Source organism: Rhizobium sp. NLR22b (assembly GCF_019685295.1).
Lineage (GTDB): Bacteria > Pseudomonadota > Alphaproteobacteria > Rhizobiales > Rhizobiaceae > Rhizobium.
Map to the genome: position 1 here is coordinate 653,604 of NZ_JABDWM010000001.1, position 20,673 is coordinate 674,276.

At 63.1% G+C, this 20,673-nt stretch carries 19 protein-coding genes; 12 read left to right on the forward strand and 7 right to left on the reverse strand.

Going from position 1 to position 20,673, the window contains the following annotated elements:
• Positions 1-265: 265 nt before the first annotated feature.
• Positions 266-1,210: a nucleoside hydrolase gene (locus tag HJC00_RS03095; RefSeq protein WP_221163607.1), complete on the forward strand. Its 945-nt coding sequence runs from the start codon at positions 266-268 to the stop codon at positions 1,208-1,210.
• Between the two features lie 38 nt (positions 1,211-1,248).
• Here the strand turns inward: HJC00_RS03095 and grpE are convergent, their stop codons facing one another.
• Together grpE and hrcA are read right to left on the reverse strand one after the other, a co-directional pair.
• Entirely contained in the window at positions 1,249-1,884 is a 636-nt protein-coding gene (gene grpE, locus HJC00_RS03100; protein ID WP_210629457.1) for a nucleotide exchange factor GrpE, read from the reverse strand.
• Positions 1,885-1,995: 111 nt separating this feature from the next.
• The gene (gene hrcA, locus HJC00_RS03105) at positions 1,996-3,084 is read right to left on the reverse strand and encodes a heat-inducible transcriptional repressor HrcA (RefSeq protein ID WP_210629458.1); all 1,089 of its coding nucleotides are present in this window, start codon (positions 3,082-3,084) and stop codon (positions 1,996-1,998) included.
• Between the two features lie 126 nt (positions 3,085-3,210).
• Between hrcA and rph the strand changes: the two genes are divergently transcribed.
• From rph to hemW, 4 genes are read left to right on the forward strand one after another with little or no spacing between them, the layout of a single operon-like run.
• Positions 3,211-3,930, forward strand: coding sequence for a ribonuclease PH (gene rph, locus HJC00_RS03110; protein ID WP_064809389.1), 720 nt, complete (start codon positions 3,211-3,213; stop codon positions 3,928-3,930).
• On the forward strand, positions 3,927-4,352 hold the full coding sequence (locus tag HJC00_RS03115) for a VOC family protein (protein ID WP_210629459.1): 426 nt from the start codon (positions 3,927-3,929) through the stop codon (positions 4,350-4,352). Before rph ends, HJC00_RS03115 begins: the two co-directional genes overlap by 4 nt.
• The gene (gene rdgB, locus HJC00_RS03120; RefSeq protein WP_210629460.1) at positions 4,353-4,997 is read left to right on the forward strand and encodes an RdgB/HAM1 family non-canonical purine NTP pyrophosphatase; all 645 of its coding nucleotides are present in this window, start codon (positions 4,353-4,355) and stop codon (positions 4,995-4,997) included.
• A gap of 9 nt (positions 4,998-5,006) precedes the next feature.
• Entirely contained in the window at positions 5,007-6,209 is a 1,203-nt protein-coding gene (gene hemW / locus HJC00_RS03125; RefSeq protein WP_210629461.1) for a radical SAM family heme chaperone HemW, read from the forward strand.
• 61 nt (positions 6,210-6,270) lie between these two features.
• Here hemW and HJC00_RS03130 read toward each other — a convergent pair whose 3' ends face one another.
• From HJC00_RS03130 to mutM, 5 genes are all read right to left on the reverse strand, one after another.
• Positions 6,271-7,353: a saccharopine dehydrogenase family protein gene (locus HJC00_RS03130; RefSeq protein ID WP_221153658.1), complete on the reverse strand. Its 1,083-nt coding sequence runs from the start codon at positions 7,351-7,353 to the stop codon at positions 6,271-6,273.
• A gap of 124 nt (positions 7,354-7,477) precedes the next feature.
• Positions 7,478-9,028 (reverse strand): chromosomal replication initiator protein DnaA, encoded by a 1,551-nt coding sequence (dnaA, locus tag HJC00_RS03135; protein ID WP_210629463.1) that lies wholly within the window; start codon positions 9,026-9,028, stop codon positions 7,478-7,480.
• Positions 9,029-9,867: 839 nt separating this feature from the next.
• Entirely contained in the window at positions 9,868-10,146 is a 279-nt protein-coding gene (gene rpsT, locus HJC00_RS03140) for a 30S ribosomal protein S20 (protein WP_008524652.1), read from the reverse strand.
• A gap of 191 nt (positions 10,147-10,337) precedes the next feature.
• Positions 10,338-11,111, reverse strand: a complete 774-nt coding sequence (locus HJC00_RS03145; protein ID WP_221163608.1) for an enoyl-CoA hydratase — start codon at positions 11,109-11,111, stop codon at positions 10,338-10,340.
• A gap of 23 nt (positions 11,112-11,134) precedes the next feature.
• The gene (gene mutM, locus HJC00_RS03150) at positions 11,135-12,025 is read right to left on the reverse strand and encodes a bifunctional DNA-formamidopyrimidine glycosylase/DNA-(apurinic or apyrimidinic site) lyase (RefSeq protein ID WP_210629465.1); all 891 of its coding nucleotides are present in this window, start codon (positions 12,023-12,025) and stop codon (positions 11,135-11,137) included.
• 148 nt (positions 12,026-12,173) lie between these two features.
• Here mutM and ubiE point away from each other — a divergent pair, with 148 nt between their 5' ends.
• The 7 genes from ubiE (at position 12,174) to HJC00_RS03185 (ending at position 20,609) form a co-directional block, all read left to right on the forward strand.
• Positions 12,174-12,950: a bifunctional demethylmenaquinone methyltransferase/2-methoxy-6-polyprenyl-1,4-benzoquinol methylase UbiE gene (gene ubiE / locus HJC00_RS03155; protein ID WP_210629466.1), complete on the forward strand. Its 777-nt coding sequence runs from the start codon at positions 12,174-12,176 to the stop codon at positions 12,948-12,950.
• A 219-nt stretch (positions 12,951-13,169) separates the two neighbouring features.
• Complete coding sequence (gene ubiB, locus HJC00_RS03160) at positions 13,170-14,744, forward strand: 2-polyprenylphenol 6-hydroxylase (RefSeq protein WP_221145795.1); 1,575 nt, start codon at positions 13,170-13,172, stop codon at positions 14,742-14,744.
• A gap of 88 nt (positions 14,745-14,832) precedes the next feature.
• Positions 14,833-16,410: an aromatic amino acid lyase gene (locus tag HJC00_RS03165; RefSeq protein WP_221163609.1), complete on the forward strand. Its 1,578-nt coding sequence runs from the start codon at positions 14,833-14,835 to the stop codon at positions 16,408-16,410.
• Between the two features lie 131 nt (positions 16,411-16,541).
• Positions 16,542-17,921, forward strand: a complete 1,380-nt coding sequence (locus HJC00_RS03170) for a dihydroorotase family protein (protein ID WP_221153603.1) — start codon at positions 16,542-16,544, stop codon at positions 17,919-17,921.
• Positions 17,918-19,198, forward strand: a complete 1,281-nt coding sequence (locus HJC00_RS03175; RefSeq protein ID WP_210629470.1) for a Zn-dependent hydrolase — start codon at positions 17,918-17,920, stop codon at positions 19,196-19,198. The genes HJC00_RS03170 and HJC00_RS03175 overlap by 4 nt, the downstream gene beginning before the upstream one ends.
• Positions 19,179-20,276, forward strand: coding sequence for a DUF917 family protein (locus HJC00_RS03180; protein WP_221145791.1), 1,098 nt, complete (start codon positions 19,179-19,181; stop codon positions 20,274-20,276). The genes HJC00_RS03175 and HJC00_RS03180 overlap by 20 nt, the downstream gene beginning before the upstream one ends.
• 3 nt (positions 20,277-20,279) lie before the next feature.
• Entirely contained in the window at positions 20,280-20,609 is a 330-nt protein-coding gene (locus HJC00_RS03185) for a TfoX/Sxy family protein (protein ID WP_064800414.1), read from the forward strand.
• Positions 20,610-20,673 lie beyond the last annotated feature (64 nt).

Sequence of the window (20,673 nt, forward strand, 5' to 3'; positions counted from 1 at the left end):
GATGCAAGCGACCATCCCGGACCTCAAGCGCAGCATCCGGATGCCGCTAATATGGGGGCATGATTACGGCGCTGCAAGGCGCGCACGACCCTCCCCAATTTAAACATCTGTCAATTTTCGAATGGCCGCGGCCGCCTCCTTGCTTGACAAAGGACCTGCTGCCTCGCATCAAAACATGCCCGCGCGTAATGTGCCGATTTGCGACGGGAAATGAAGAGATGGTGTCTGCCGGGACAACCGGCATGGCGGAAACGGGACGAGTGGAATGGCAAGCGCGAGAAAGATCATCATCGACACGGATCCCGGCCAGGATGACGCGGCCGCCATCATGCTGGCTTTCGGCAGCCGCGATGAGCTCGAGGTGCTGGGGATCACGACGGTCGCTGGCAACGTGCCGCTGTCATTCACCAGCCGCAACGCGCGCATCGTCTGCGAGCTCTGCAGCCGCACGGATGTAAAGGTTTTCGCCGGAGCTGATAGGCCGATCGCCCGCAAGCTGGTGACGGCAGAGCATGTGCATGGCAAGACCGGGCTCGACGGCCCTGATCTGCCCGAACCGACGATGGCGCTGCAGCCCGGCCACTCCGTCGATTTCATCATCGAGACGCTGCGCCGCGAGCCGGAGGGCACAGTGACGCTCTGCACGCTCGGGCCGCTCACCAATATCGGCATGGCCTTCCAGAGGGCGCCCGACATCGTTGCCCGCGTTCGCGAGCTGGTGATGATGGGCGGTGGTTTTTTCGAGGGCGGCAACATCACACCGGCCGCCGAATTCAACATTTATGTCGATCCCGAGGCCGCCGACATCGTTTTCCGTTCCGGCGTCCCGATCGTGATGATGCCGCTCGACGTGACGCACCAGCTGCTGACCCGCAAGGACCGGGTCAAGCGCATGGCCGAGATCGGCACGGCGCCGGCAAAGGCCATGGTCGAAATGCTGGAATTCTTCGAACGCTTCGATATCGAGAAATACGGTTCCGACGGCGGGCCGCTGCACGACCCGACGGTTGTCGCCTATCTGCTGAAACCAGAGCTTTTCCAGGGCCGGGACTGCAATGTCGAAATCGAGGCCCAGTCCGAACTCACCGTCGGGATGACCGTCGTCGACTGGTGGCATGTGACCGACCGCAAGCGCAATGCCAAGGTCATGCGCCATGTCGATGCGGACGGCTTCTTCGATCTGCTGATCGAACGCTTCGCCCGCATCTGATTTTATCTCCTTCTCCGAGCCGGAGAGGGAAACCGAGCTCAGGCGTCCTTCTCGTCGAAGACGGAATTGATCTCGGCCTCGACCGGCTTCGGGCCACCCTTGGCGACGCCGACCATGGCCGGGCGCAGGACGCGTTCGCCGATGGTGAAGCCGGCCTGCACGACCTGGACGACGGTATTGTTCGGCACTTCGGAGTTCGGCACTTCGAACATCGCCTGATGGAAATTCGGATCGAATTTCTGGCCAACCGGCTCCAGCTTGCGAACGCCGTGGCGCTCCAGCGCCGCGAGCATCGCGCGCTCGGTCATCTCCACACCTTCGATCAGCGTGGTGAGGCCGGCATCGGCCGTGGCCTTGGTCTCCGGAGAGATGGCGTCCAGCGCCCGGCGCAAATTGTCCGAGACGGCGAGCATGTCCCGGGCGAAACCGGCGACGGAATAGGATTTTGCATCCTTGACCTCGCGCTCGGTGCGGCGGCGCAGATTATCCATCTCGGCGGCAAGGCGCAGATAGCGGTCACGCAGCTCGGCATTCTCGGCCTTCAGGAGGTCGAGCGGATCCGGCTGGTTTGCCTCCTCCTGCCCGGCAGTGGCTGTTTCGACGTTGACGGCAGCGTCGGCTGCGGCGTTGGCCGCAGTTGCGTCAGGTCCGTTTTTCGTCGTTTCATCGGTCATGACGGTCTCCGGTTGGTATTTTCAGATGCGCCCGATATCGAGGTTTGACCGGAAAAAATCAAGTCTGCGTGACGAAGAAGCGAAAATTCCGCGGCTTCGCCAGTGATGACATCAAAGCGGATTGCGCGACAGGCGGGAGACGAGCTGGGCGGTATAATCCACCATCGGCACGATACGGGAATAATTGAGCCGCGTCGGGCCGATGACACCGACGGCGCCGACAATCCGATCGTCCTCGTCGCGATAGGGCGCGACGATGAGCGACGAGCCGGACAGCGAGAAGAGCTTGTTTTCCGAACCGATGAAGATCCGAACGCCCGAACCACTTTCGGCCAGGTTAAGAAGCTCGATCAGGCTATCCTTCTTTTCGAGATCATCGAACAGCATGCGCAGCCGGTCGAGATCTTCGGCGCCGGCGAGGCCTTCGAGCAGATTGGCGCGGCCACGGATGATCAGCTGGGCGGGCTTTCCCTCGTCCGGGCTGCCGGCCCAGACGGCGATGCCGCGCTCGACAAGATCGCGCGAGAGCGCATCGAGTTCGTGACGGACATCATCCTTCAGACGGCTTAATTGTTTGCGCAGCTCCGGCAGCGTCTGGCCGGACATGTGGGCGTTGAGGAAATTCGCCGCCTCCGTCAATTGCGACGAGGTGATGCCTGCCGGCAGTTCGATGATGCGGTTTTCCACCTGATCGTGATCGCCGACGAGTACGGCGAGCGCCTTTGTCGGCTCAAGCCGGATGAACTCGACATGTTTCAACACCGGATCGCTTTTCGAGGTGATGACGAGGCCGGCCCCGCGCGAGATGCCGGAAAGCATGCGACTCGCCTCGTTCATCATCGATTCTACCGGATTGCCGCCGCTTTCGGCCCGCACCTGGCGATCGATGCTGGCACGCTCCTCGGCGGAGAGATCGCCGATCTGCATGAAGGCATCGACGAAGAAGCGCAGCCCGATCTGGGTCGGCAGCCGGCCGGCGCTGACATGCGGGGAATAGATGAGACCGAGCTCTTCGAGATCGCTCATGACGTTGCGCACCGAGGCCGGCGACAGCGACATCGGCAGCAGGCGCGACAGATTGCGCGAGCCGAGCGGCTCGCCGCTTTCAAGATACCCTTCGACGATGCGGCGGAAAATTTCCCTGGAGCGTTCGTCCAGTGCAGCAACGGCATCCGAAACCGACGTCGACCTGATGCCCATGAACCTTTTCAAACCCACGCTGATGATGCTCCCGAAAATATAGTCAAACTCGCACCCGTGGCAAAAGGGAATTTGCAAATGGGCGCCGCCAATCGTAGAAGCGGTCAACAACTCCAGGAGATGAGAATGCGGCCTTCAGGCAGAAAAACCGACCAGATGCGCAAGGTCTCGTTCGAGCGCAATTTTTCCAAGCATGCGGAAGGCTCGTGCCTGGTGAAATTCGGCGATACGCACGTGCTTTGCACCGCGAGCCTCGAGGAAAAGACGCCGCCATGGCTGCGCAACACCGGCAAGGGCTGGGTCACGGCCGAATACGGCATGCTGCCGCGGGCAACCGGCGAGCGCATGAAGCGCGAGGCCGCCGCCGGCAAGCAGGGCGGCCGCACGCAGGAAATCCAACGGCTGATCGGCCGGTCGCTGCGCGCCGTCGTCGATCTGCAGGCGCTCGGCGAAAAGCAGATCACGCTCGATTGCGACGTCATCCAGGCCGACGGCGGCACACGGACGGCCTCGATCACCGGCGGCTGGATCGCGCTCTACGACTGCCTGAAATGGATGGAAAGCCGCAACATGATCAAGGTCGACCGGGTCCTGAAGGACCACGTCGCCGCCATCTCCTGCGGCGTTTTCGCCAGCCAACCGGTCATCGACCTCGATTATCTCGAGGATTCCTCGGCCGAGACCGACGCAAATTTCGTCATGACCGGCGCCGGCGGCATCGTCGAAATCCAGGGCACGGCCGAAGGCACGCCGTTCAGCGAAGAGGAATTCAGTTCGCTGATGCGGCTTGCCAAGAACGGCATCGGCGAACTCGTCGCCCTGCAGAAAGAGGCGATTGCGGGATGAACCCCATGCTGGAAGGCATGTTGGAAACGGCGCTCTATGCGCGCGATCTCGATCAGGCCGAGACGTTCTACGAAGACGTTCTCGGGCTTGAAAAGATCACCCGCGCCGGCAATCGGCATGTCTTCTTCCGCTGTGGGCCTGGCGTTCTCCTGATCTTCAACCCCGAGGAAACGATAAAGCCACCGGCACCCGACGCACTGCAGGTGCCGCCGCACGGCACGACCGGGCAAGGCCATGCCTGTTTCCGGGTGTCCGGTCGCAATATCGATGCGATGGCCGAACAGCTGATGGCGGCTGACGTCGCGATCGAATCCGAGGTGTACTGGCCAAACGGCGGCCGCTCGATCTATTTCCGCGACCCTGCCGGCAACAGCCTGGAATGCGCGGAGGCAAAAATCTGGGGCATCGAACAGGATATCTGAATGCGCAAGCTCGAAACCAAAACCATCGTCGTCGCCAGCCACAATGCCGGCAAGATCCGCGAGATCCAGGAACTGATCGGACCGCTCGGCTTCACCGCCAAGTCTGCGGCCGAACTGAATTTCGTCGAACCTGACGAGACCGGCACGAGCTTCGAGGAGAATGCGACGATCAAGGCGGTCGCTTCAGCCAATGCCGCGGGCATGCCGGCGCTTTCGGATGATTCCGGCCTGGTGGTCGACGCGCTCGGCGGCGATCCCGGCGTCTACACCGCCAACTGGGCGGAGACGGCAGACGGCACGCGCGACTTCGACATGGCGATGGCCAAGGTGGAAAAGGCGCTGCAGGATGCGGGCGCCACGACGCCGGAACAGCGCGGGGCGCGTTTCGTCAGCGTACTTTGCCTGGCTTGGCCGGACGGGCACACGGAGCTTTTCCGCGGCGAGGTCGAAGGCAACGTCGTCTGGCCGCCGCGGGGCACCCAGGGCTTCGGCTATGATCCGGTTTTCCAACCCGAGGGTTACGACGTTACCTTCGGCGAAATGAGCGGCGAGGAGAAACACGGCTGGAACGTCGGCAAGCCACAGGCGCTGTCGCACCGGGCCCGTGCCTTCAAACTTTTCGTCGAAACCTGCCTGGAGGCATAAGGTCTGTTCGTGGGCAATTTCGATACGCCAAGCCTCTCGCGCGACGCCGCGCTGCTGCCCGATACCGGCGAGCCCGGCTTCGGCGTCTATGTGCATTGGCCCTTCTGCGCGGCGAAGTGTCCCTATTGCGACTTCAACAGCCATGTACGCCATCAGCCGGTGGACCAGGAGCGCTTTGCATCAGCCTTTTTGAAGGAGATGGCGGCGGTCCGGGCAATGAGCGGTCCGAAGACGGTGACGAGCATCTTTCTCGGCGGCGGCACACCGTCGCTGATGAAGCCGGAGACGGTCAATGCCATTCTTGACGGCATCGCACGGCACTGGCATGTGCCCGCCGGCATCGAAATCACCATGGAGGCCAATCCGTCGAGCGTCGAGGCCGAGCGGTTTCGCGGCTACCGGGCTGCCGGCGTCAATCGTGTCTCGCTCGGCGTGCAGGCGCTGAACGACCGGGATCTGAAATTCCTCGGCCGGCTGCATGACGTCGCCGACGCGCTGAAGGCGATCCGGCTGGCGCGCGAGATCTTCCCGCGCATGTCCTTCGACCTCATCTATGCCCGGCCGGAGCAGACGGTCGAGGAATGGGAGAAGGAACTGAAGGAAGCGATCTCCTATGCAGTCGACCATCTGTCGCTCTATCAGCTGACCATCGAGGAAGGCACACCCTTCTTTGGCCTGCACAAATCGGGCAAGCTGATCGTGCCGGACGGCGAGCAATCGGCCCTGCTCTACGAGGCGACGCAGGAGATCACGGCGCGTGAAGGCATGCCCGCCTACGAGGTCTCCAATCATGCCCGGCCGGGCGCCGAAAGCCGCCATAACCTGACCTACTGGCGTTACGGCGACTATGCCGGCATCGGTCCGGGCGCACACGGCCGGCTGACGCGTGGGCATGAGAAGCTTGCGACGGCGACCGAGCGCAAGCCGGAAGCCTGGCTCGAGATGGTCGAGCGCGACGGCCACGGCATTCTCGACCAGGAACGGCTCGGTTTCGAGGAACAGTCGGACGAGTTGCTGCTGATGGGACTGCGGCTCCGGGAAGGCGTCGATCTCGCCCGCTGGCAGCAGCTTTCGGGCCGCGAGCTCGACCCGAAACGAGAGGAATTCCTGCTCGAACATAAATTCGTCGAGCGGATCGGCAATTCGCGCCTGCGCTGCACTCCATCGGGCATGCTGATCCTCGATTCCGTCGTCGCTGATCTCGCCTGCTGACATCCAACGAGGTTGATCCGGGCGCGGCAGCGACATCGCCGTCCGCGCCGGAAAACAAGTCTCAGCCGTGGGTGGTCGCGCCCGCCTTGAACAGGCTGCCGGTCGGCGTCTTCAGGAACATCTCGAGCGGAATGTGTTCCTGGTGCAGGAAGCCGGTCGCCGGCAGCAGGCCGTCGCGGACCATTTCTATGACGGCGACGACAGAGGCCGACGTCGTCCAGGCAATCGCCGTGCGGCGGGCGCCGGCAATTTCGATCGGGTAATAGGCGCGCACGAATTCCTTGCGGCGCAGGTTGCCGTTCTCCGTGCCTTCCGCGGCGACATGGACATAGACGACATCGTCTTCAACAGGCGGCTTGGCATTGGTCAGGATTTCGCCGGCGAGCCTGCGCTTGTCGCGCATCAAGAGCTCATGGAAGAAGAAGTTCATCAGCTCCATGTGCCCGGGATAACGCATGGTCTTGTAGTCGAGATTGTCGACCTTATCGAGCATGGTGTCGCACATGGTGCCGAGGCCGCCCGATGTCGTGAAGGCTTCGAGCTTGACGCCGCCGACATAGATGGTCTCGTGCCACTCCATCGGCGAGACGAGCTTGCGCACGCCGCCTTCGATGACCTCACAGTCGTTCAGATATTCGTTGACGACGCCTTCCGGCGACCAGTTGAAGGCATAGCCGAGGAGACCCGTCGGATGCTGCGGCAGGGCGCCGACGCGCATGCGGATCGATCGGCAGCGATCGAAGCCATCGGCGAGGCTTGCCCCGACGACGCCGACGAAACCGGGCGCCAGGCCGCATTGCGGCGCCATCAGTCCGCGGGCGGTCTTCGACAGCTCGATGATGAAATTGGTGGTCGGGACGTCTTCGGTCAGATCGAAGTAATGGACGCCGGCAAAATGGGCGGCACGGGCCAGCTCAATGTTCAGATGATAGGGCAGGCAGGACAGCACCGCCTCGACATTCGAGAGCAGTTCGCCGATCAGCTGCGGATCGGATACGTCGCCTGCGCGGCATCTGAAGGGCACCTCGCCCGGGGGCAGCTGCGCATCGACACCGATAACCTCGAAGCCGCCTTCATGCAAAAGCGTTGCCGCCAGCCGCCCGACCTTGCCCAGGCCGAGAACGGCGATCTTTTCGAAACTCATTCATTCCCTCCCATGCGCCCTTTCGGCGCTCGTTCTCGAATGCGGGAGGTATAGAATAAAAAACCTATAAAGGAAAACGGCTGGAATCGCTTCCAGCCGTCAAATTTCCCGACAGGTCCGCCGGTTATTCGTTGATCAGCCGCTTCAGCAGCTCGATTTCGTGCGAAAGCTTGGTGTCACCGGATATCAGCTCCTCGATCTTGCGCACGGCGTGCAGCACGGTCGTGTGATCGCGCCCGCCGAAGCGGCGGCCGATTTCCGGAAAGGAGCGCGGCGTCAGCGTCTTCGACAGATACATGGCAATCTGGCGCGGCTTGACGATGACGCGGGTGCGGCGATTGGAGACCAGTTCCTGGCGCGAGACGTTGTAGTGCCTGGCGACGATGCGCTGAATATCCTCGATCCGCACGCGGCGCGGTTCGCCCGAACCGACGAGATGGGCGAGCAATTCGTCGACGCGCTCGATCGACAGGTTCGGTTCGAAGGAGCGGCGGAAGATCAGTTGGTTGAAGGCGCCTTCGAGTTCGCGGCCGCTGGCCGTGATGTTGCGGGCGACGTGCTGAAGCAGATCTGCCGGAATTTCGAGCGACGGATCCTCGAGACGGGCCGCGGCCAGACGCCGCTTGAGGATTTCGAGGCGCATTTCGTAATCCGGCGCGTCGAGTTCGATGGCAACGCCGCCCTGCAGGCGTGAGCGGACGCGCGGATCGAGAGACTCCAGCTCCCATGGCGCGCGGTCGGCGGCGACGACGACCTGCTTGGCGCTGTCGAGCAGCATATTCAGGAGGTGGCAGAATTCATGCTGGATCATCTTGCCCTGCAGGAACTGCATGTCGTCGATGATCAGGAGATCGATGTTGCGCAATGAATCCTTCAGCGTCAGCGCGTCGTTGTCGCGGATCGCCGTGGCGAAGCGCCACATGAAATATTCGGCCGTCAGATAGACGACGCGCAGGGCTCGCGGGTTCTGCACCGCCGCATTGGCGATCGCCTGCAGCAGATGGGTCTTGCCGAGCCCGACCGTCGAATGGACGAAGAGCGGATTGAAACGTACGGCGCCGGAGCCAACTTCCGCGATCGTCTTGGCAGCCGCAAGCGCGACGCGGTTCGAGCTGCCTTCCACGAAGGTATCGAAGGTGAAACGGCTGTCGAGCGGCGAACCGAACAGCGGCGTACCGAGGCTTGCGGGCCTTGCGGCGGCAACGGCCGAAACCGCCTGCTGGACGGCCTGACCGGCCGGCTGGGCGCTTGGCGGACGGCGCATCTGCGCGGGAGCAGCCGGCTCGGGCTGGACCACCTCGTCGACGGCCTTCATGCCGCTGCGGGTTGCCGTGCGCACCAGGATTTCGATCTTCAGGATTTCCGGGTCTTCGGCCTGAAACAGACCGGTAATGAGATCGAGATAACGATTGTTGATCCACGACTTCAGGAAGGTCGTGGGAACCGAAAGGCGAACAACGCTCTTTGATACCGAATGCAGCTTCAGCCTGGCGAACCAGCTGGCATAGACGTCAGGACCGACCTGGGCCTTCAAGCGCGCGCTGACACGCTCAAACAAAATGCTCTGCTTCATTTCCGCCTTTGCTTCCCCCACTTCCTGGCGAATGGAGCCGAACGCCTGCGGTGCCGCATCCCCGTTGTCGAGCCCGCCCGCCATCATCGTATTTATCTGCATAATGCCGCCTTTCAATTCCACCGGGCGGCCTCCGCTAAAACAGCCGCCCGATCATTCCCCGCTTTGACGGGCTGGCGGCATCCTCATGAAGCCACCCGCCTGCCGGTTCACTCAAACACGGCACAGAAGCCCGTTGCAGGTACCGCGTTCATGCGGCGCCTTCATCGGCTTTCCATGCCAAGCTGTCGGTCAATCCTCGTTTTCGGCCGACCAGCCCGAACGCAATATTACTATCCCCTATCCGGCAGCCTCACGCTAAACGTGTGATTGCCATAGGCACAAAACGTCCCTGCCCCGTAACAGCCACGTTACGGCCCAAATCCGTCAAGTGCTTGAAAAAACGGAAGCGCAAGGCTCCGTAACAGATGGCACAAATTCATCGCCCTGCCGACGTGGCAGTTAAGACCGAACTCTACAGGTGATGTCCGCGCCCTCTGTTGGACGCCATTTAGGCAGGATCAAATGGCAAGATCAACGATGAATTTTACGCAAAATTAAGATGCGGCCATTGACTCCAGCGACCCTTTTCGGGCGTCACACCAGCGTCAAAAAAGAATCGCAGTTGAATCAACGAGATTCCCCGTTCGGGCTATTTTGACACGCAAAGAAAGAAAAAAAATAAAAATCTGCTTGACTCGCCCCTGATCCGCAAAGGTTCGGCCAGAGTCGCGCAGCGAGAAAGCATCCTTGCGCAAGTCATTGTTTTTGAACACTTTTTCCTGTCATGGCACTGACACGAAACAGTCGTGAGATTCACCATGCAGAGGCCGTTCGGCAGAATCGAAAAAGCCCGGTAAAATTACCGGGCTAATCATAACGAGGAGGTCGTTAATGGATTATTACGCGGTCGCGGAGACCGACAGAGCCTTCACACGAGCGGCCAGGCGAGAGACCTTGCGCGACGCCGTGTTGGAGTGCAGCACGCCCTTGCTGGCGGCGCGGGCGAGTTCCGGCTGAGCGGCCAGGAAAGCTGCCTTCGCCTTGTCGGCGTCACCGGATGCGATGGCCTCTTCGACCTGGCGAACGAAAGTACGAACGCGCGAGCGACGAGCCTTATTGACGTCGGTACGGCGGGCGATCTTGCGGGTCGCTTTTTTCGCCGAAGTTGTATTGGCCATGGATGCCTCTCTCAAGAATTCGAACAAACTCCGCCATTACCGCGGGCCCTGCGGCCACCAAATCCAGCAATGCGGGAGCAATCGCGGAAAACCAGAGCGGCTTTCCGAACCGTGGGCGGGCATATAACCCTAAAGCCGGCCCACGTCAACGCGGATTTTCAAGCTTTCCGGCGGCAAGCGCCGAAAAGCATTCAACGGTGCTTGAAGGCAGGTTTGCGCTTCTCGATGAAGGCGGTCATGCCTTCCTTCTGATCGTCCGTGGCAAAGAGACTATGAAACAGGCGGCGTTCGAACCGCAACCCTTCCTCCAGCGTCGTCTCGAAGGCGCGGTTGACCGCCTCCTTGGCCATCATGACCGAGGGCTGCGACAGCGCGGCGATCTTTTCGGCGGCGGCCAAAGCCTCATCGATGAGACGCTCGGGCGCCACCACACGCGAAACGAGTCCCGACCGTTCCGCCTCGGCCGCATCCATCATGCGGCCGGTCAGGATCAGATCCATGGCCTTCGCCTTGCCGACGGCGCGTGTCAGCCGCTGAGAGCCGCCCATGCCGGGAATGACGCCAAGGGTGATCTCCGGCTGGCCGAACTTCGCGGTCTCCGAAGCGATGATGAAATCGCACATCATGGCGAGCTCGCAGCCACCACCGAGGGCAAAACCGCTGACGGCAGCGATCACCGGCTTGCGCGCCTTGGCGACATCATCCCAGCCGCTGATGAAATCACTCTTATAGATATCGGCGAACTGAAGCGACTGCATCTCCTTGATGTCGGCGCCGGCGGCAAAGGCGCGTTCGGAACCGGTGAGCACGATCGCGCCGACGGCATCGTCTTCATGGAAAGCGGCACAGGCCTGCTTCAGCTCCCTCAGCACGGTAGAATTCAGCGCGTTCAGCGCCTGCGGGCGGTTCAGCGTGACGAGGCCGACAGTGCCTCGGGTTTCGACGATCAAGGTCTCGTAAGCCATGCTGTTCTCCCGGTTTCTCACTGTTACTTCTGACAGGCGGCGCAATAGAAGGTGGAGCGGCCCGCCTGCACGACACGGGCGACCGTACCGCCGCAGCCGGGCGTGCCGCAAGCCTCACCTTCGCGATCATAGACGGAGAAGGAATGCTGGAAATAGCCGAGCGATCCGTCGGCCTGGATATGGTCTCGCAGCGACGATCCGCCGGCGGCGATCGCATCGGCGATGACGTCGCGGATCGAGGCGACCAGCAGGTCGAGCTGCTGCTTCGGCCGGCCGCCCGGCGTCACCAGCGTGCCGGCAGCACGCAGCGGCGACAAATGCGCGCGCCACAGCGCCTCGCACACATATATATTGCCGAGACCGGCAATGTTCTTCTGGTCGAGCAGCGCGCTCTTCAGCGGCTGTGCCTTGTCGCGAAGACGTTCGGCCAGATAAGTGGCGCCGAGTTCGTTTCCCGTCGGCTCCGGGCCGAGATCGCGGAAGAAGGGATGGGCGGCGAGATCGGCGCGTCCGACCATATCCATGAAGCCGAAACGACGCGGGTCGTTGTAGATGACGCGGCGTGCACCGTCCGGACCCTGCAGATGAAAGACGACGTGATCGTGTTTCTCATCCTTCGAGCGGGCGTGGTGGAATTCGCCCGCCATTGCGGAGGCGGAGCCCTTCTCGATGCGAAAGGAACCGGACATGCCGAGATGGGAAATCAGCGTGTTGCCGTCGTCGAGATCGACCAGCAGATATTTGGCGCGCCGACCAAGGCCGATGATGGTGCGGCCGGAAACCCTGTCCGCCAAGGCATCGGGAAAGGGGAAGCGCAAATCCTTACGCCGCAGTTCCAGCCTGGCAATGAGAGCTCCTTCCATCGCCGGCGCCAGGCCGCGCTTGACGGTTTCGACTTCTGGCAATTCCGGCATCTTAACCCATCTCTATTGAACGTGTTTCAACCGAGGACGATGTGCGCTATAGCGCCAGTGTGCCGCGGAGAGCGCGGTCCAGTGATAACGTCGCGCGCGGTCTTTCGCTACGGTCGCCGCGCCGATCTTCAAGGAACGGAGCAGCCTGATGTCAGAAAGCCGCACTTCCGCCGATGGCGGCATGGAGACCTCCTACGGCTTCCGCGAGGTGCCGGGCGGCGAGAAGCAGGGCCTGGTCAACCAGGTGTTCCACAAGGTCGCCAAGCGCTACGACATCATGAACGACGTTATGTCGGCCGGCATGCACCGGGTCTGGAAAGATGCGATGATCTCGGCGCTCAACCCGCGCAAGGAGGCGGGCTACAAGGTGCTCGACGTGGCCGGCGGCACCGGCGACATCGCCTTTCGCATCATCGAGGCCTCGGGCCGGCAGGCACGCGCGACGGTGCTCGATATCAACGGCTCGATGCTCGGCGTCGGCGCCGAACGGGCGGCAAAGAAGAAGCTTTCCGACAATCTCACCTTCATCGAGGCGAATGCCGAGGAACTGCCGTTCGAGGCCGCCAGCTTCGACGCCTATACGATCGCCTTCGGCATCCGCAATGTGCCGAGGATCGACAAGGCGCTGTCTGAGGCCCATCGCGTGTTGAAGCGCGGCGGACGGCTGCTGGTCCTGGAATTTTCCGAAGTCGACATGCCGCTTCTCGACAAGATCTACGACGCCTGGTCGTTCAACGCTATTCCCCAATTCGGCAAGGTGATCACGGGCGATGCCGAACCCTACCAGTATCTGGTGGAATCGATCCGCAAATTCCCGAACCAGGAGAACTTCGCGGCGATGATCCGCCAGGCCGGCTTTTCGCGCGTCACCTACACCAATTATACCGGCGGCATCGCTGCGCTGCATTCCGGCTGGAAGCTCTGAGGGAATGATGCAGTCTCCACGTTTTCCCTCATTCCCTTCCTCGGGTTTTGCCCGAGGGATGTCACAGGAAGCCAGCGCAGCCCGGTCCCGGGCTGCAAAAGATTCTTTTATATTTCCTGACTCATTCACCGCGCAGACGCGCGGTGGCCGGATTCCTGTGACGAGCACAGGAATGAGGGAGGAGAGATTGGCCGCGCCTTCACAAGCAGGCCAGCCTGCATGAGCACTTTCGGAGCCTATTTCCGCCTCTGGCGCGTCGGCTGGGTGCTCGTGCGTGAGGGCGTCGTGTCGGCCCTGCCGTCCGAAGGCCTGCCGCCTTCGGTCGCGCTTGCCAAATCCTTCGTCACGATATTCGAGCGCGGCAGGGCGCGGTATCAGAAGCGCAGCGATCGGCTGGCACAGGCGGTCGAGCGGCTCGGCCCCTCCTATGTCAAGATCGGTCAGTTCCTGGCGACGCGGCCCGACGTCGTCGGCGTCGAATTCGCCAACGACCTGTCACAGTTGCAGGACCGGATGGCCTTCTTCCCCTCGGCGGCCGCAAAGGCGAGTATCGAAGGATCGCTCGGGCGGCCGGTCGACGAACTCTATGCGAGCTTCGGCGAGCCGATCGCCGCCGCCTCGATCGCGCAGGTGCATCCGGCCGAAGTCGAAACGGCAGAAGGCCGAAGGAAGGTCGCCGTCAAGGTCGTCCGGCCGGGCGTGCGCCAGCGTTTTGTCCATGACATCGAGGCAATGTATCTGGTCGCCCACATGCAGGAGCGGTTCATGCCGTCCAGCCGGCGGCTGCGGCCGGTCGAGGTGACGAAGACGCTGGAACAGACGACGAAGGTGGAGATGGACCTTCGCCTAGAGGCGGCAGCGCTTTCGGAGATCGCCGAAAACACCGGCAGCGACCCCGGCTTTCGCGTGCCGAAGGTCGACTGGGAGCGCACAGGGCGCGACGTCATCACCATGGAATGGATCGACGGCACGAGAATGTCCGATGTCGAGGGCTTGCGCGCGGCCGGCCACGACCTCAACCTGCTCGCCGATACACTGATCCAGTCCTTCCTGCGCCACACGCTGCGCGACGGTTTCTTCCATGCCGACATGCATCCCGGCAATCTCTTCGTCGATGCCGGCGGTTTGATCGTCGCCGTCGACATGGGCATTGTCGGGCGGCTCGGCAAGAAGGAGCGACGGTTCCTGGCCGAGATCCTCTATGGCTTCATCACCCGCGATTACATCCGCGTCGCAGAGGTGCATTTCGAGGCCGGCTACGTGCCCGGCCACCACAATGTCGAAAGCTTCGCCCAGGCGATCCGGGCGATCGGCGAGCCGATCCACGGGCAGCCAGCCGAAACGATCTCGATGGGCAAGCTCCTGACGCTGCTGTTCGAAGTGACCGAACTCTTCGACATGGCGACACGGCCGGAACTGGTGATGCTGCAGAAGACCATGGTCGTGGTCGAAGGCGTGTCGCGCATGCTCAACCCGCGCTTCAATATGTGGAAGGCCTCCGAGCCTGTCGTCGGCGAGTGGATCCGCACCAATCTCGGCCCGAAGCGGATCGTCACCGATCTCAAGGACGGGCTGAAGGCGGCGGTCAAGCTCGCCGAAGCCGCGCCGGAAATCGCGGCGAAAACTGAGAAATTCCACCATCAGCTGCTGCATATGAGCGAGCACGGCCTGCGTTTCGACGATCAGACGGCCGAGGCGATCGGCAAGGCCGAGGCGCGGCACAACCGCTCGGGCAGGATCGCGCTCTGGGTGATTGCATTGACGCTCCTCTATATTGCCTGGATGCTGAGCTGACCATTCCGATAACATGCTGTGTTCGGCATTTAGGATATCCCATGTGACGGAGGGCTGGCTTAGTCTCGCAGTTTAGGAGATACGGCACATGCAGCACGAACGCCTTGGCATCGAACTTTCCGGACGACCGCTCGGTTTTGCCGAGATGGTGACGATTGGTGCCGGCAAGGCGAGGATTTCGGCTTCACCGACCGGCATGGCCCGCATCGCGATTGCGCGCGAGATCGTCGAGGACGCGATTGCTTCAGGCACGCCCGTTTACGGATCGACGACCGGCGTCGGCGCCATGAAGGACGTGGAGTGGTCGGCCGACGAACTCGACACCTTCAATCTCGGCCTGGTGCGCGCCCATCACTTCGGCACCGGCACACCCTTTTCCTGCAATGTGGTGCGCAACGCCATGGCCATCCGCGTCAACACGGCGCTGACCGGCCAGGTCGGCTGCACGCCGGAGCTGATCGAGGCCTATATCAGAATGCTCGAGGCCGATCTCATCCCAGTCGTGCGCCGCACCGGCTCGATCGGCTGCGCCGATATCGGCCTGATGGGACAGATCGGCGCGGTGTTGACCGGCGTCGGCGAAGCAGTCTACCGCGGCAGCCGGATGCAGGCGGCCGACGCTTTCCGGGCAGCGGGGATAGAACCGGTGCGGATGGCGCCGCGCGACAGCCTCGCTTCGCTGAGCGTCAATGCGGTGAGCTTTGCGGCGGCAGCGGAAACGACGCGCAATGCCGCGGCCTCGATCCGCATCCTGCTCGCCACCGGGATGATGGCGGCCGGCGCGCTCGGCGCCTCCCGCGATCCATGGAAGGCAGTGCGCCATGTCGGCACAGCGCGCGAGGCGCTGATCGGCGCCTGGCTCTGCAACGCTTCGGACGAATGGGACTGGCCGGTTGCAACGCATGTGCAGGATCCGCTCAGCCTGCGCATGATCGCCCAGGTGTTCGGCGCCGTCATCGAAAATCTGCTTTCGACCGGTCACAAGATCCTTGCCGCCACCGGACGCTCGGACGACAATCCTGTCGTCGTCGAGGGCCGGGTGATGACATCAGGCGGTTCGCTTCCGCTCGATGTGACGATCCTGCTCGAATCGGCCGCACTCTGCATGGCGCATGCGGCGCGCAACGCCTTCAACCGCTGCGTCATTCTCGGCAACGGCCAGCGGCGCGACCTGCCGGTCAACCTCGTGCCGCCGGGACGGATCGCCACCGGCTTCGGGCCGATCATCAAGCTTGCCGGCGAAATCTTCTCGCGTGTCCTGTCGATGTCCGGTCCCGTTTCGGCGCAGTCGCTGGTCGTTGCGGCCGGCCTGGAGGACGAGGCCGCCTTCCTGCCGCTGGTCATCGAGCGCTTCGAGCGGCAGATGCAGGCGCTGAAGCGCCTCGCCGCTCTCGAGGCGCTCTTGTCTGCCCAGGCGATCGACATTCTCGGCGATGAACCGAAGGGTGTGGCCGGCATGCTCTATGAGGTCGTGCGCAAACATGCGGCTTTTTACACCGTCGACCGGCCGCTTTCAGCTGAGGTGGAGGCGATCGAGGAAGAGCTCGGATCGGACGATTTTCTCGCGAAGCTGACCGAGCAGGTTCCGATCGCCTCCTTCGACGATTTCTTCGCTCTCGGTTCGCCGGAGCCCATCGAAGGGCGCCTGGCCAGCCGAGCAGGATGATTGCAGGCCGAGGCCCAAAATCTCAATCCTGCTCTACATTAACCGGTGCGTGATCCATCCGAAAGGCGTTCAAGCCTTGGCATCATGCTCCAGCCGGCAACGGTTCCGACGTCAGTCTAGGAGGAAGCGGCATGGACTTCGATCTCGTTCTGCAGGGCACGGTGGTGCTGCCGGACCGCATCGTCGAAGCGGGTTATGTCGCCGTGTACGCCGGCAAGATCGCCGAAGTCGGCCTCGGCGTGCCGCCCGCGGCGCGCGAGCGGCATCTGCTCGGAAGAGCGCTGATCCTGCCCGGCGCCATCGATGCGCAGGTGCATTCGCTGTCCCAGAAGGATCAGGAGGATTTCGTCTGGTCGACGCGGTCGGCAGCGGCCGGCGGCGTGACCACGATCGTCGACATGCCTTATGACGAGGGCAATCTCGTCTGCTCGGCGGCGGCGGTCAAGCGAAAGATCGACCATGCCGCCCCGCAGGCGCGCGTCGATTTCGCGCTTTACGGCACCATCGATCCGCAAGAAGGCCCGGCGCGAATCCCGGAGATGGTCGAGGCCGGCGTCGCCGCCTTCAAGTTTTCGACCTTCGGCACCGATCCCAGACGATTTCCGCGCATTCCGCCTGCCCTGCTCGAGGCCTGCTTCGCGGCAATCGCGCCGACTGGGCTGACGGCAGGCGTGCATAATGAGGATGACGAGGCCGTGCGCAGCTATATGGAGCAGGTGAAGGCAAGCGGCATCACCGACTGGCGGGCGCACGGCCTGTCTCGGCCGGCGATTACCGAGCTCCTGGCGATGCACACGATCTTCGAGACCGGGGCCGATACCGGCTGCCCCGCACATGTGGTGCACTGCTCGCTCGGGCGCGGCTATGACATCGCGCGCGCCTACCGCCGCGACGGTTTTGCCGCGACTGTCGAGTGCTGCATCCATTACCTGACGCTGGACGAGGAAAACGATGTGAGGCGCCTCGGCGGCAAGGCGAAGATCAATCCGCCGGTTCGGCCGCGCGCCGAAGTGGAGCGGCTCTGGCGGAAAGTGGCCGAGGGCGACGTCTGGCTGGTCTCGACCGATCACGTCAGCTGGTCGGAGAACCGCAAGACCAATCCCGACATGCTCGCCAATGCATCCGGTGTTCCCGGCCTCGAGGTTATGGTGCCGCTATTCGTCAAAGGCGCTCTCGAGCGCGGCATTCCCCTGACCTGGGCGGCGCGGCTGATGGCGGAGAATCCGGCGAAACATTTCCGGCTCGACCACATCAAGGGGGCGCTGACACCAGGCAAGGACGCCGACATCACCGTGCTGGAGCCGCGCGAAAGCATCTACGATGCGTCGGCGAGCGGCAGCAATGTCGTCGGCTGGAGCCCGTATAACGGCATTCGCCTGCCCTGGACCGTCTCCGCCACCTATCTGCGCGGCGAAAGGATCGCCGAGGGCGGAAAGGTGCTGGCCGCGCCCGGCACCGGCCGATTCGTCCGGCCGCCGTCACGCCAGGTCATTTCGGGAGCAGCCGCATGAGCCGCAATCTTCCCGTGAATGCCGGCCGGATCGCTGAAGACATTGAGGCGCTTGCCGATATCACCGAGCCGGCGCGCGCCTGGACACGGCGGGCTTTCACGCCGGTCTTTCTGGAAGGCCGGGCCTATATCGAGGCGCGGATGAAGGCGGCAGGGCTGGAAACGCGGATCGATGCCGCCGGCAATCTGATCGGCCGGCGCACCGGCAGGAAACCCTGGCTCGGCACGATCATGCTCGGCTCGCATTCCGACACGGTGCCGGACGGCGGCCGCTTCGACGGCATTGCCGGCGTGGTCTCGGCGCTTGAGGTGGCGCGGGCGCTTCGTGACCACGGCATGGAACTGGACCACGATCTCGAGATCATCGATTTTCTTGCCGAGGAGGTCAGCATCTTCGGTGTCTCCTGCATCGGCAGCCGCGGCATGACCGGGCAATTGCCGGAAGCCTGGCTGTCGCGGGCAAGCGGCGGCCTCGATCTTGCCGGCGGCATCGCCCAGGTGGGCGGCGAGCCTGGCGTGCTGGGACGGCAGAAGCGGCCCGATTTGGCAGGCTTCCTGGAGCTCCATATCGAGCAGGGGCCGGTGCTCGAAGCCGAAAGGGAGGATATCGGCATCGTCACCGCAATATCGGGCATCACCCGTATCGAGATCACCATCGAGGGGCGGGCCGACCACGCCGGCACGACGCCGATGGACAGGCGGGCGGATGCGCTGGTCGCGGCTTCGGAGCTGGTGCTCGACATCCGCAACGCCGCCGCCGAGCTTGCCAGAACGCCGGGACATTTCGCGGCGACAGTTGGCGAGTTCAGGATCGAGCCGAATGCGGCCAATGTCGTGCCCTCCAAGGTCGTGCTGCTGATCGACGGGCGCGCGGAAATCCGCGCAGATATGGAGGCCTTCTGCCGCTGGCTCGACGGCCATGTCGAAAAGCTGGCGACCGCTTACGGCGTGACGATCGAGGCGCCGAATCGGGTCTCCGACAATCTGCCGACGCCCAGCGATGCCGCGCTGCTTTCGACGCTGGAGGCCGCCTGCGAACGCGTCGGCGCAAAATACCGGCGCATGGCCTCCGGCGCAGGGCACGATACCGCCTGGATCGCCAAGGTGGCACCGGCGGCAATGATCTTCGTGCCCTGCCGGGGAGGTCGCAGCCACTGCCCCGACGAATGGGCCGACAATGACGATATCGCGCTCGGCGCAGCCGTGCTTTTCCAAGCGGTGCGCGAGATGGACAAGGATTCGAAGCGGGAGAAGGCCGATGGGACGCATACTGGTTGAGAAGGATGTCGAAGCCGCCGTCAAAGGCGGCTCCGTCTATGCCGCCGGCGGCGGCGGCTGGGCCGATCACGGGCGGATGCTTGGGCTTGCGGCCGTCACCATCGGCAAACCGGAGTTGGTATCGGTCGACGAATTGAAGGATGACGACTGGATCGCCACTGCGGCCGCGATCGGCGCGCCGGCCTCCACGACGCCCTGGGAAATGCAGGGCGTCGATTATGTGAAGGCGGTGCAATTGCTGCAGGAGGCGCTCGGCGAAAGGCTCTCCGGGCTGATCATCGGCCAGAACGGCAAATCCTCGACGCTGAACGGCTGGCTGCCGTCGGCGATCCTCGGCACCAAGGTGGTCGATGCCGTCGGCGATATCCGCGCCCACCCGACCGGCGACATGGGCTCGATCGGCATGGCCGCCTCACCCGAGCCGATGATCCAGACCGCCGTCGGCGGCAACAGGGCCGAAAACCGTTACATCGAGCTGGTGGTGAAGGGCGCGACGGCAAAGATCTCGCCGGTGTTGCGCGCCGCCGCCGATCAGTCCGGCGGTTTCATCGCCAGCTGCCGCAATCCGCTCCGGGCCTCCTATATCAGGGCGCATGCGGCCCTCGGCGGCATCTCGATGGCGCTTGCGCTCGGAGAAGCGATCATTGCGGCGGAGAAGCGGGGCGGGCCAGCGGTCATCGATGCGATCTGCAGGACGACGGGCGGGCATGTCCTCGCCGAAGGCGTCATCAGCCGGAAGGACGTCGTCTATACCAAGGAAGCCTTCGATATCGGCACCATCGCCGTCGGCTCGGGTGATAAATCGGTGACGCTGCATGTGATGAACGAATACATGGCCGTGGACGATGCGGGCGGCGGGCGGCTTGCGACCTTCCCCGCCGTGATCACTACGCTGTCGTCTGAGGGCGAGCCGCTGAGCGTCGGGCAGTTGCAGGCGGGCATGCATGTCTTCATCCTGCATGTGCCGATGGATATCATTCCGCTGTCGGCTAGCGTGCTCGATCCGACAGTTTATCCCGTCGTCGAAAAGGCTATGGGCATCGAGATCGCGCGTTATGCACTGGCGGCGAAGGCCTGAGCCATGGCACGCGATCCCGGCCTTGAAGAACTGCTGCGTGAGGAACTCGGCGATCGCCCTGGCCTCAGCGAAAAATCCATGTTCGGCGGCCGCGCCTTCCTGCTGAACGGCAATCTTCTCTGCGGCGCGCGCAGTGACGGCATGTTGATCCGTCTCGGCAAGGGCAATGATGATTGGGCGCTGGCTCTGCCCGGCGTAATCCGGATGCTGATGGGCGAGCGGGTCATGCACGGCTGGCTGCGCGCCTCCGCCGAGGCTTACGGCGACGATGCCCTGAGACGGCGTCTGCTCGATGCGGCGCTTGCCTATGTGGAATCGCTGCCGGGCAAGTGACCAATTAGCTTCCCCTTCTCCCCAGCGGGGAGAAGGAAAAAGCAGAGAACCAAGCGAGGAACCC

Coding starts and splice junctions, on each gene's coding strand:
- HJC00_RS03095 (WP_221163607.1), top strand. CDS start 266: ATGGCAAGCGCGAGAAAGATCATCATCGACACGGATCCCGGCCAGGAT.
- grpE (WP_210629457.1), bottom strand. CDS start 1,884: ATGACCGATGAAACGACGAAAAACGGACCTGACGCAACTGCGGCCAAC.
- hrcA (WP_210629458.1), bottom strand. CDS start 3,084: ATGGGCATCAGGTCGACGTCGGTTTCGGATGCCGTTGCTGCACTGGAC.
- rph (WP_064809389.1), top strand. CDS start 3,211: ATGCGGCCTTCAGGCAGAAAAACCGACCAGATGCGCAAGGTCTCGTTC.
- HJC00_RS03115 (WP_210629459.1), top strand. CDS start 3,927: ATGAACCCCATGCTGGAAGGCATGTTGGAAACGGCGCTCTATGCGCGC.
- rdgB (WP_210629460.1), top strand. CDS start 4,353: ATGCGCAAGCTCGAAACCAAAACCATCGTCGTCGCCAGCCACAATGCC.
- HJC00_RS03130 (WP_221153658.1), bottom strand. CDS start 7,353: ATGAGTTTCGAAAAGATCGCCGTTCTCGGCCTGGGCAAGGTCGGGCGG.
- dnaA (WP_210629463.1), bottom strand. CDS start 9,028: ATGCAGATAAATACGATGATGGCGGGCGGGCTCGACAACGGGGATGCG.
- rpsT (WP_008524652.1), bottom strand. CDS start 10,146: ATGGCCAATACAACTTCGGCGAAAAAAGCGACCCGCAAGATCGCCCGC.
- HJC00_RS03145 (WP_221163608.1), bottom strand. CDS start 11,111: ATGGCTTACGAGACCTTGATCGTCGAAACCCGAGGCACTGTCGGCCTC.
- mutM (WP_210629465.1), bottom strand. CDS start 12,025: ATGCCGGAATTGCCAGAAGTCGAAACCGTCAAGCGCGGCCTGGCGCCG.
- ubiE (WP_210629466.1), top strand. CDS start 12,174: ATGTCAGAAAGCCGCACTTCCGCCGATGGCGGCATGGAGACCTCCTAC.
- ubiB (WP_221145795.1), top strand. CDS start 13,170: ATGAGCACTTTCGGAGCCTATTTCCGCCTCTGGCGCGTCGGCTGGGTG.
- HJC00_RS03165 (WP_221163609.1), top strand. CDS start 14,833: ATGCAGCACGAACGCCTTGGCATCGAACTTTCCGGACGACCGCTCGGT.
- HJC00_RS03170 (WP_221153603.1), top strand. CDS start 16,542: ATGGACTTCGATCTCGTTCTGCAGGGCACGGTGGTGCTGCCGGACCGC.
- HJC00_RS03175 (WP_210629470.1), top strand. CDS start 17,918: ATGAGCCGCAATCTTCCCGTGAATGCCGGCCGGATCGCTGAAGACATT.
- HJC00_RS03180 (WP_221145791.1), top strand. CDS start 19,179: ATGGGACGCATACTGGTTGAGAAGGATGTCGAAGCCGCCGTCAAAGGC.
- HJC00_RS03185 (WP_064800414.1), top strand. CDS start 20,280: ATGGCACGCGATCCCGGCCTTGAAGAACTGCTGCGTGAGGAACTCGGC.